Origin of the sequence: Arthrobacter sp. SO3 (assembly GCF_020532825.1) — a bacterium.
Classification (GTDB): domain Bacteria; phylum Actinomycetota; class Actinomycetes; order Actinomycetales; family Micrococcaceae; genus Arthrobacter.
Genome location: NZ_MQTS01000192.1, coordinates 70535 through 81071 on the forward strand (window position 1 = coordinate 70535; position 10537 = coordinate 81071).

A 10537-nucleotide genomic window follows, 5' to 3' on the forward strand; every position below is an offset into this window, starting at 1 on the left:
TTGTTGTCTTGTCTGGCAGGATTGGATGGAAAGCAAGAAATTTTCGCGGGAAGGGAGCTCCGGTGGCTGGCCGAATTGCAGCAGTCTCGATTGTGGAAGCGGTCGCTGCGGATCTGCGCACCCGGATTTTTGCCGGCGAGCTTGGGTCCGGGGAGTCCCTGACGGAATCACAGGTCGCCTCCACCTATGACGTGGCCCGGCCGACAGCAAAGGCCTCGATCGAGAAGCTCGTCGCAGAGGGCCTGCTGGACCGGGGGACCCACAAAACCGCACGGGTGGTCGAACTCGGCCCGGACTCCGTGCGGGATATCTATCTCGCCCGCGCCTATCTGGAAAGCGAAGTGCTCCGCCGGCTCGCCCGCACCGGGGACGTGCCCGAAGCGGCGGTGCAGGCCAACCGCGACATTGCGGCGCTGCAGACCGGCGCTCCGCTCGACGTCGTCGAACCGGACATGCGGTTCCACACCAGCCTGATCGACGCCGTCGGCAATGAACGGATCAGCCGGATGTACCGCTCGCTCGTGGGTGAAGTGCGGTTGTGCATGGTCCGGGTCCAGTCCCTGCAGCTCCTGGACACGGCGTTGATCCAGGCCGAACACCAGAAGATCCTCGAACTCATCGAGGCCGGCCAGGGCGAGGAAGCAGCCGGGCTGCTCGACGAGCACCTCGGCCGTGCCCGGGAACGGCTGGTCGCCGCTATGGGCGGAACCCCCGGTCCGGAGGCCGAACAGCCGTCCGGCCTGCTCCCGCAGTAACCCACCCCACCACCCCAACGCGGGGTCACTTGGCGCCCATAAACCCCTCGGGAATGGGCGCTAAGTGACCCCGCGTTGCTGGTGGCTGGCGTTGCTGGTGGCTGGCGGGGGCGTTGGTTAGCGGGCGCGCTCGACGCGCTTTTCGTCCCAGACCGGCTCGGCTGATTCGTAGACCTTGCCGTCGGAGCCAAAAACGAGGAAACGGTCGAAGGTCCGGGCGAACCAGCGGTCGTGCGTCACGGCCAGGACGGTTCCCTCGAAGTGGTCGATGGCGCGTTCCAGCGCCTCGGCGGAGTGCAGGTCCAGGTTGTCCGTGGGCTCATCGAGCAGCAGCAGGGTGGCACCCGAGAGCTGCAGCAGCAGGATCTGGAACCGGGCCTGCTGCCCGCCGGAGAGGGATTCATACTTCTGCTCCGACTGCGGGGCCAGACCGTACCCGTCCAGGGCACCGGCCGCCGCCTCACGCCCCATCCCGGAGCGGTGTTCGTCGCCGCGGTGCAGGATTTCCAGCAGCGTTTTGCCCAGCAGGTCGGGCCGGACGTGGGTCTGCGCGAAGAAGCCGGGCCGGATCCGGGCGCCGAGTTTCACCGTGCCCTCGTGCGGGACTTCGGCGATGTCGACGTCGGACACCGGCAGGTGCTCCCGTTCCGGGTCGGTGCCTCCGGTGGCGAGCAGGCGCAGGAAGTGGCTCTTGCCGGAGCCGTTCGAGCCGAGCACGCCCACGCGGTCGCCGAACCAGACCTCGGTGGAGAACGGCTTCATCAGCCCGGTGAGTTCCAGTCGCTCGGCGACGACGGCACGCTTGGCGGTCCGGCCGCCCTTGAGCCGCATCTGCACGTTCTGCTCGATCGGCAGCGCCTCGGGCGGGCCGGCTTCGAGGAATTTCGCCAGCCGGGTCTGCGCGGCGTGGTACCGGTTGGCCATGTCCGAGCGGAACGCGGCCTTGTTCTTGTACATGTTGACGAGTTCCTTGAGCTTCACGTGCTCCTCGTCCCAGCGCTTCCGGAGCTCCTCGAAGCGCGCGTTCCGGTCCGCGCGGGCGTCCACATAGGAACCGAAGCCGCCGCCATGGATCCAGGCGCCGGCGCCGTTGATCCCCGGTTCGAGGGTCACGATGCGGCCCGCGGCGTTGTTCAGCAGCTCTCGGTCGTGGCTGATGAAGAACACTGTCTTTTTCGACTCATTGAGTTTGGCCTCAAGCCAGCGCTTGCCCGGGACGTCGAGGTAGTTGTCCGGCTCGTCGAGCAGCAGCAGCTCGTCGGGGCCGGCGAAGAGCGCCTCGAGCACCAGGCGTTTCTGCTCACCGCCGGAGAGGCTCGACGCCGGGCGGTGCTGCGCGCGGTCAAAGGGCAGGCCCAGGGCCGCCATGCAGACCTCGTCCCAGACGGTCTCGACGTCGTAGCCGCCGGCATCCCCCCAGTCCACGATCGCCTGGGCGTACTTCATCTGGGTGGGCTCGTCGTCGTGTTCCATCATCGCCAGTTCCGCTTCGTCCACGGTGCGGGCAGCAGCCGCCAGCGCGGGCGGTGCGGCGGAGACGAGCAGGTCACGGACAGTGGATTCGTCACGGACCTGGCCCACGAACTGGCGCATGATGCCCATGTTGCCGGAACGTCCGATCACGCCTTCATCGGCGATGAGATCGCCGGAGATGATCCGGAACAGCGTCGTCTTGCCGGTTCCGTTGGGGCCGATCAGGGCCGTTTTGGTCCCGTCCGGGACCTTGAAGGTCACCCCGTTGAGCAGCTGGGTGCCGTCGGAGAGGAAGTAATCGATGTTGGAAACGTCAATATGAGCCACCCCTCCATCCTCCCACGGACGCTGCCGCAGTCGGTCAGCGGACCTCAGCCCGCAGCGGTGAGGAACTCCTTCAGGAGCGGCCCGGAGACGGTGGCGCCGAGCCCTCCTTCCTCGACGAACACGGCGACGGCGAGGTCCCCGTGAACCGCCACGATCCAGGCGTGGGTCTTGGGCGGGTTGTCGGAACCGAACTCCGCGGTTCCGGTCTTGGCGCCGACGGGGGCGCCCGGAACGGATGCCAGGAACCCGGCATGCCCGCTGGTCACGACGGCACGCATCATGTCCGCCAGTGCGGCGGCCTCCGCTGCCGCTACGGGCGCCGCGGCGGATGGCGCGGGTGCCGGCGGGGCCGACGCCGTCGTGTCACCGGACGGCGGGACAGCCTGAGACGTGCCGGATGTTCCGGTGGCGCCGGGGCTTCCGGCGCCCGGCGAGGTAACGCCCTCGTTTGGATTCAACACCAGCTGGGCGGCCACCGGGGCGCCCTTGCCGACGGAGCCCGCCATGACCGCGGCGGACAGCGGGGACAACAGCACCCTCCCCTGGCCGATCATCGAGGCCGCGTGCTCGGTCCCCGCGGCATCGCCCGGAACGGAGCCCAGGAAGGCGGACGCTCCAAGCGAGGGGGCTTCCACCGCGACGCCGAGGGAGGTGGCTGCGGCTTCCAGCTGGGCCTGGCTGACCGTGTCGCGGGCGTTGATGAACGCCGTGTTGCAGGAGTGCGCGAAGGCATCGCGCAAGGTCACGGAGCCCAGTGAGGAGGCCGGGTAGCCTTCCGCGTTCTTGAAGGTCCGGCCGTCGACGGACAGAGTAGCGGGGCACTCCACGGTGGACTCGGGGGTCATGCCGTTGCGGATCATGGCCAGGGAGTCCACGATCTTGAAGATGGAACCGGGGGCGTACTGGCCCAGCATGGCGGTGTCATAGCCGTTGCTGCCCGGTCCGGATGCGGCGGCGAGGACGGCGCCACTGGAGGGGCGGAGCGCCACGATGGCCGACGCCGGTCCCACCTTTCCCAGGATGTCCTCGGCCAGCTGCTGGAGTCTGGGATCCAGGGTCGTCTTCAGCGGCGTTCCCACCTTGATTTCGACCTGGAAGAGGGCCCGGCGGCCGCCGTTGAGCAAGGTCTGCCGTTCCTCGCGCGTGAGGCCTGCCTTTTCGGCAAAGACCTGGATCCCGTCGCTGCCGCGCAGTTGCGCGTCGTATTGCTGCTGCAGGCCTCCGGTGCCTGTGGTGTCCCCGGTTTTGAGCGTCCCGTTCGATTTCTCGATTTGTTCGGCATTCGCCTCGGCTGCGGTGCCCAGCAGGGCGCGGGCGAAGGTGCGGGAGGGCGACAGGGGCAGGGAATCGGGGATGGCGCGGGCGCCGGGAATCGCGCCGATCTGGTCATCGGTGATGGTCCGGCCGTCCTCGCGCAGGGTGATGGCGTTAACGAAAGCCTCGGGGCCGGCCGCCTGGACCTGCTGGGCGTAGGCCGCGGGGTCCACGCCCACCAGCTGGGCAAGCTGGGTGGCGGATGCGGCCGGATCGGACGAGGCCAGCCGGGGTTTGTCGATGCCGACGTTCACGACCGGCCGGTAGGTGACCAGCTTGGCGTCTCCGGCGCCCAGGATTTCCGCCCGCGCCGGGGACTGGGACAAGGTGCCCAGGATTTCACCCTCGGCCAGCCCGGGCGCCAGCAGACCAGGGCTCCAGACGGCGAGCCACTTGCCGTCAGACTTCTTGAACTGGGCGGAAGTGCTGTACTTCCACTCTCCGGAGCCGATCTTCCAGCTGTAGTCCAGCGGGACAGTGGCCGTACCGGAGTCCAGCGTCAACTCGCCGCTGTCCACCGTTGGCTTGACCGGGTCCAGTGCCTTGAACACCTGCCGGAGCTGTTCAGTGGCCGCACCGGAGTCCTTGCCTTCGAAAGCGACGGGGCCGACGTCAAGCGCTGCGACAGCGGAAGCAAGCTGCTTCGCCGCGTCCTGAGCGCCGGCGCGGCCGTCGTCGCAGGCCACCAACGAGGCGCCCAGAATGAGACCAATAAGGACAGATGAAAGTTTTGATATGTTCCCCACCGCGCCATTATGCCCTGTGCCGCGGAGATTTTCCTTGTCACACATCGCCCGCCAGTGCCCCGGCCCCTCCTGCCCGGCCCTACGTCCCCGTCGGGTTGCTTAGAAACGCCGGATGATCCTCCGCTGCGCGGCCACGGGGATCGCGGCGGTGCGGTTGTCCGCGTGGAACTTGCCGACCAGCAGGACGCGGATATCGTTCACTGTTCGTTCCTGGCCGGGAAATCCGAGAGGGGCAGCCGGATGGCCACCACCGTTCCTTCGCCGGGCGCGGACTCGATATCGAGGCTGCCTTGCAGTGCCGTCACGCGCTCCTGGAGTGACTTCAGCCCGTAGCCCGAGCCGTCGGGGCGCCGTACGGGGTCCGTAGCCTCGGCGGGATCGAAGCCTGCGCCGTCGTCGTAGATATCCATCGCCACCTCGCTGCCCAGGAAAGACAGGGTCACGACGGCGGTGCCCGCCCTGGCGTGCACCCAGACGTTCGCGAGGCTGGCCTGCGCCGCCCGGAGCAGGGTGGTGCGGTACAGGTTGGGCAGTTCCATCGGGGTTCCCTCAAGGTCGAAGCGGCAGCGCAGCCGGGTGCCGCGGGCGGCCGCCTCGGTTTCCGTCTTGTCGCAGAGCCGGCGCAGGCTGTTCACGAGGGGATCCTCCGGCGGGTTCCCCGCCAGGTTTTCTGCCGGGTTTTCTGCCGGGTTCCCCGCCAGGTTTTCTGCCGGGTTCTCCGCTAAAGCGGGTGGCTGAAGGCCGCGGACAAAGTTGCGCGCCTCGGCCAGGTTGGCCGAGGCCGTCTGCTGCACCGTCCGGAGCCGGTCCCGGGCGGTGGCCGAGTCCCCGTCGTCGAGCGACTTTTCCGCCGCACGGCCCATGAGCAGGATGCTGGAAAAGCCTTGGGCAAGCGTGTCGTGGATTTCGCGGGCGAGCCTGGCGCGCTCGGCCAGCGTGCCGGCGTCGCGCTGGCTGCGGGCGAGTTCGGCGCGGGTGCGGCGCAGCTCCTCGGCGGCCGACCGCTGGTTTTCCGCTTCCAGGTAGAGCGCCCGGTAGCCCAGCCCGGTGACCACGGCAAAGGCTGCCCCGAACGCCGGTCCCAGCACCATGGGCAGCTGCAGGGCGCCCCCGTCGGCTCCGGCGTTGTGGAACCACAGCGCCATGATGACCAGAATGGTGCTCAGGGCGATCGCCGGCAGCGCCAGCCGCAGTGCCAGCACGTGCAATTGCAGGAAGAAGAGCGGGAAGGCCAGCCAGACGAAGTCGGCGCTGACCGAGATCAACAGCACCCAGAGCAGGCAGACAGCACCCAGCCACAGGTGCGAATACGGCCGCGGGTCGAACCGGGACGGATCCGCGGAGTGGCGTTTCTCCAGGACGGTGCCCAGCAGGTAGAGGGCGGCGAGTATGAGCGCGAGGCCCAGGGCAAACCAGTCCGTGCCCTGGAGTCCCGTTCCCATCAGCCGCCCAACGGCGACGAACAGCAGCACGGCGAAGCCGCTGTGCAGGCAAACACGCAGGACGCGCAGAATCACCGCGGCCTGCGGCGTGGCTGCCGGGCCTGCCGGCGTGCTGCTGGCCTTGCCGTCCATGGCTTCAGCGTAGCGCCGCGCGGGGCAGAATCCGGTCCAGGCCCTGCGTTCCGAGGTCCGCTGGGCGTCCTAGATCCCGAGGGGCGGCACCGCAAGGCCAAATATGTCCTTCAGGGCATATTTTGCGGCGTGGAATCCGGGCATCCCGGTCACCCCGGGACCGGGCGGGGTCGAGGAGGAACACAGGTACACGCCGCGCAGCGGAGTCCGCCAAGGGACTGGGCCCAGGACGGGGCGCCGGATGATCCCGCGGAGGTCCATCAGGCCGGCGCTGAAATCTCCGCCGACGTAGTTCTCGTTGTACACGCCCAGTCCAGCCGCCGTCGTGACGTGATGGCCGAGGATAAGGTCGCGGAATCCGGGGGCGAAGCGCTCCAACTGGGCGATGACGGCCTCGGCCATGTCCACGGTGGAGCCTGCGGGTACGTGGCAGTAGCTCCACAGGATGTGCCGGCCCCCGGGGGCCCGTCCGGCGTCGAAGCGCGAGGGCTGCGAGACCAGGACATAGGGCCGGTCCGGATGCCGCCCCGCGGCGACGAGGTTTTCCGCCTCGGCCATCTCCGCACGGCTGCCGCCCACGTGGACCGTGCCGGCATCGGCCAGGCCCGGGGCCGCCCAGGGGACCGGGCCGGAGAGGATGAAGTCGATCTTGCAGGCCGCGTTTCCGAACCTGAAGGACTCAAGGGCGTGGCGGTACCGCTCCGGGAGCCTGCCGTCAGCAAGCCGGAGCAGTCCGGGGGGTGCCACATCCAGCAGCGTGGCCCGGACCGGGGGCAGCTCCGCGAGGGATCCGATTCCCGCCCCGGTTTCCACCGCCCCGCCGTGAGCTTCGATGTCCGCCACCATGGCCTGCGCGATCGCCGCGGAGCCGCCCACCGGGACGGGCCAGCCGACCGTGTGGGCCAGGGTCCCCAGCATGAGGCCCGCTCCGGCCGCAGCGGGGGCCGGAAGCTGCGACACCGCATGCGCCGCGGTACCGGTCAGCAGCGCGGGTGCAAGATCCTCCCGGAACCGCATGCCCCACAGGGGTGAGCCCTGCTCCAGGACCCGGGCGCCAAACAGGGCGGCCGCCACCGGGTCCCCCGGTATCCGCAGGAGCTGATTCAGCGTCAGGTCCGTGATTCCCTCCGCCCGCTGCACGAGCGGGGCCATCAGCCGCCCGAATGCGGCGCCGTCACGCCCCAGACCGGCCACCGTCCGCTCCAGGGAGCGGTACGCCAGCGCCGCCCGGCCGCCGTCGAGCGGCGTGCCGTACGAGAGCTCGGGAACCTCGAGCCGGATCCGCGCCGACAGCTGGAACTGCCGGAAAAACGGCGAGGCAAGGGCCATCGGGTGCACCGCCGAGCAGACATCATGAAAGTGCCCGGGCTCGATGAGTTCCGCTGTCCGCAGGCCGCCGCCAGGGGTCGGCGCCGCCTCGTAGACGTGCACCTTCAGTCCTGCGCGGGCCATGGTCACCGCCGCGGCGAGGCCGTTCGGTCCTGATCCAACAACGGCGACATCAGGCATGCCGGGCCGCCTTCCGCCACGGCAAAATGGAATCCGAAGGGTGCAGCGGGTCAACCCGCAACCAATCCGGAATACCCTCGAACGGGCCGCCCTGCGGATCATCCATCCCGTACCGGCGGACCACGTCGTAGCTGGGGTCCCAGACGTCCCAGGCCACCCGCGCCATCAGGTAGGCGGTGGCCAGCATATGGAACACCACGGCGAGGACGTAGTACGGCATATCAATATTGTGCTGGGACACGCCGCCGCTCGTCACCTGCCCAAGGTACAACCAGACAGCCGCCCAGTGCAGCCCCTCGAACGTCTGCCAGATCAGAAAGTCCCGCCAGCGCGGCCGGGCCAGGGCCAGGAGCGGGATGAGCCAGATGACGAACTGCGGCGAGTAGACCTTGTTCGTCAGGATAAACGCGGCCACGATCAGGAAGACCAGCTGCGCGAGTCGGGGCCGCCGGGGCGCGGCCAGGGCCAGCACCCCGATGAGCACACACGCCAGCAGAAAGAGGTTCAAGGCCAGGGTGTTGATCGACTCCGGCTGCAGGGAAACCCAGCCCAGCCGGCCGGCGACGAGGTTGTAGGCAAACCAGGGCGAGCTGTAGCCGGCGGGACGGTCTTCGGTGAACTGGTAGAAGTATCTCCAGCCCTCCGGATTGGCGGCGGCGACCGGGAGGTTGACTGCAAGCCACGCGACGGCGGCGGCGGCGGCAGTGACCAGGATGGCCCGGATCCGCCCGGTGCGCAGGGCCAGGAGCAGGACCGCACCAAGGATCAGCACTGGGTAGAGCTTGGTCGCAGTGCCCAGGCCAATAAAGATTCCGGCCAGGACGAGTTTGTTCCGGGAGAAGCAGTACATGCCGAGGGCCAGCAGCCCAACAGCCCACATGTCCCAGTTGATGGTGCCGGCCAGGATAAGGCCGGGGGCCACCGCCACCATGGCCGCGTCCCACGGCCGACGGCGGGCCATTCGTGCCGTTGCGAGTACCGTCACGATCCAGACGGCCGCGATCAGGGCGGCGTTGATGTCGAAGTAGGCGAGAATCCGGCTGGGGGTGACGCCTTCGCCCGGAACCAGCAGGGCCGTGGCGCCGGCGATGAACCCCATGAGGACGGGATATTCAAAGAACGTCCCCTGGGTGATGAACGGGAAGGCGCCGTCGCCGAGGCCGCGGTTTTTGAACAGCTCCGGAAAGTCCGAATAGCAGGTCGCGTAGAACTGGCCCGGGGTTTCCCAGCCATTGATCCGGCAATACGACTTGAGGACAATCCCGATGACCGCTGCCAGGACGGTGAGCAGGATCAGGACGCGTTCCACGGTGAAAAAGCCTGGCGAAACGATGCCGGGGGCTGAGCGGCGGCCCATTGGTCCGCCAATCAACTCGGTGAAATTCCTCAGCAGGGGGTCGCTGCGGCTCGGGATGACCAGTCGGACACGTCTGCGGTGCTCCGGCGGCTTTGTCTCCTGCATGTCCCTGAGCTTACCGGGGCCTCTCCGGCTGGCCGTGCTGCGCCGGGCGGCCGGCGCAGCGGGTCTCAACGCGGGTGCAGAACCGGTTGCTTAAATGGGGGAGCCCACGCATCGCCGCGTGGGCTCCCTGGGGATCAGTTCCGATGTCAGTCATCAGTTGCTCCTTCGACGGCCTGGACCCGCGTCAGCGGATGAGGCCGATCCGATACATGACAAGGTGGACGTCTTCACGCTTCTGGTCGAGGAGCTGTCCGTTGAACAGCGTCGTGTGCCTGGGGGCCGACTGGAGGCGCAGGAGCCTGTGGAGTTTCTGCTTCATGGTGGTCACCTCCCGCCGGTGGCTTGCGGTGCGTGGTTGGACGGCGGTGCTGGCAGTAGTCACGATGGACCTTTCATTGGAATTGCCGGGAAGGGTGGAGTAATTGGGCGCGCCAAATTAAGGCCTCTGTGAATTGGCGAAGAAAAGGCCGTAAATGGGCGTGGAAATACCCGGCGCTAAGGAAATGATTTCGCGAAAGCGAAAGGCTGGCGCCTGGACGCGGGAAGGCCGCAACCCCAACAGGAAGCTGGGTTCCGAACTTTAGGGATGCTGCGTACCCGCGGGATTCCGCCTGGGTCAGTCCGCTGTCACGGCATTCCCGGGAACGGGAGCGCCGGTATCGCCCCGGCTCCGGGCCCTAGGTGAAGGAAACCAGGCCGGGAGCGGAGGGGTCAGGAGGCAGTCGGGCCGAAATGCGGGCGCGGTTCAGCGACAGAGGCCGGGGTGGCGGTGACGGAGTACATCCATCCGCTAGTCAAAGTAATCATTTTCCCAACCTCCTTTTCTGTTATGCCGTGGCTCCGGCTGACTGGCCGGGCGACGCGCGCCTCGACCCCGGCAGGACGCTCTGGGGTCAGAAATAAAAATACACCATGAATGCAGCACTTGACTACCGAATTCATAAACTTTCTTGAAGTTATTTCTAAACCGTATTTAGAGGCCCCAGCGGACCACTGCCGGGGTCTTCTTGTCCCAGCCGAGCGTGCAGACTTTGGCCGTTCCCAGAATGAAGTGCCTGCCTTCGTGGGGATCGAGCCCCAGCCACCGGGCGGTGAGGATCCGGGAGAAGTGTCCGTGGGCCACGATCAGCACATTGTCCAGGCCGGATTCGAGCACCCGCGCCACAATCTTGTCCGCGCGCGCGGCGACGTCGTCCAGGGCTTCACCGTTCGGCACACCGTGGGTCCAGATCAGGTACTCCGGGTTGTCCTTGCGGATAAGGTCCGAGCTGATGCCCTCGTAGTCGCCGTAGTCCCACTCCACCGCGAGCGGTTCCAGCTGGGCGTCGGGGAACCCGGCGAGTTCGGCGGTCCGGCGGGCCCGCCGCAGGGGAGACG

8 protein-coding genes are annotated in these 10537 nt (G+C 67.8%); 1 reads left to right on the forward strand and 7 read right to left on the reverse strand.

Annotated features, from left to right (window positions below):
• The first annotated feature begins 62 nt into the window (after nucleotides 1–62).
• Nucleotides 63–755, forward strand: coding sequence for a GntR family transcriptional regulator (locus tag BJQ90_RS18335; RefSeq protein ID WP_226761630.1), 693 nt, complete (start codon nucleotides 63–65; stop codon nucleotides 753–755).
• Nucleotides 756–872: 117 nt separating this feature from the next.
• Here BJQ90_RS18335 and BJQ90_RS18340 read toward each other — a convergent pair whose 3' ends face one another.
• The 7 genes from BJQ90_RS18340 to BJQ90_RS18370 all read right to left on the reverse strand — a co-directional run.
• On the reverse strand, nucleotides 873–2555 hold the full coding sequence (locus BJQ90_RS18340; protein WP_226761631.1) for an ABC-F family ATP-binding cassette domain-containing protein: 1683 nt from the start codon (nucleotides 2553–2555) through the stop codon (nucleotides 873–875).
• A gap of 44 nt (nucleotides 2556–2599) precedes the next feature.
• Entirely contained in the window at nucleotides 2600–4615 is a 2016-nt protein-coding gene (locus tag BJQ90_RS18345; RefSeq protein ID WP_226761632.1) for a penicillin-binding transpeptidase domain-containing protein, read from the reverse strand.
• 197 nt (nucleotides 4616–4812) lie between these two features.
• Nucleotides 4813–6189: a sensor histidine kinase gene (locus tag BJQ90_RS18350; protein ID WP_226761633.1), complete on the reverse strand. Its 1377-nt coding sequence runs from the start codon at nucleotides 6187–6189 to the stop codon at nucleotides 4813–4815.
• Nucleotides 6190–6258: 69 nt separating this feature from the next.
• Complete coding sequence (locus BJQ90_RS18355) at nucleotides 6259–7698, reverse strand: phytoene desaturase family protein (protein ID WP_226761634.1); 1440 nt, start codon at nucleotides 7696–7698, stop codon at nucleotides 6259–6261.
• On the reverse strand, nucleotides 7691–9160 hold the full coding sequence (locus BJQ90_RS18360; RefSeq protein WP_226761635.1) for a glycosyltransferase family 87 protein: 1470 nt from the start codon (nucleotides 9158–9160) through the stop codon (nucleotides 7691–7693). The genes BJQ90_RS18355 and BJQ90_RS18360 overlap by 8 nt, the downstream gene beginning before the upstream one ends.
• A 184-nt stretch (nucleotides 9161–9344) precedes the next feature.
• The gene (locus BJQ90_RS18365; RefSeq protein ID WP_226761636.1) at nucleotides 9345–9542 is read right to left on the reverse strand and encodes a hypothetical protein; all 198 of its coding nucleotides are present in this window, start codon (nucleotides 9540–9542) and stop codon (nucleotides 9345–9347) included.
• A gap of 591 nt (nucleotides 9543–10133) precedes the next feature.
• The coding region (locus tag BJQ90_RS18370) for a histidine phosphatase family protein (protein WP_226761637.1) at nucleotides 10134–10537 on the reverse strand (404 nt) is incomplete at its 5' end.

Excerpts from the sequence above, each read along its gene's own strand:
- BJQ90_RS18360 (WP_226761635.1), bottom strand. The coding sequence starts at position 9,160 with ATGCAGGAGACAAAGCCGCCGGAGCACCGCAGACGTGTCCGACTGGTC.
- BJQ90_RS18350 (WP_226761633.1), bottom strand. The coding sequence starts at position 6,189 with ATGGACGGCAAGGCCAGCAGCACGCCGGCAGGCCCGGCAGCCACGCCG.
- BJQ90_RS18355 (WP_226761634.1), bottom strand. The coding sequence starts at position 7,698 with ATGCCTGATGTCGCCGTTGTTGGATCAGGACCGAACGGCCTCGCCGCG.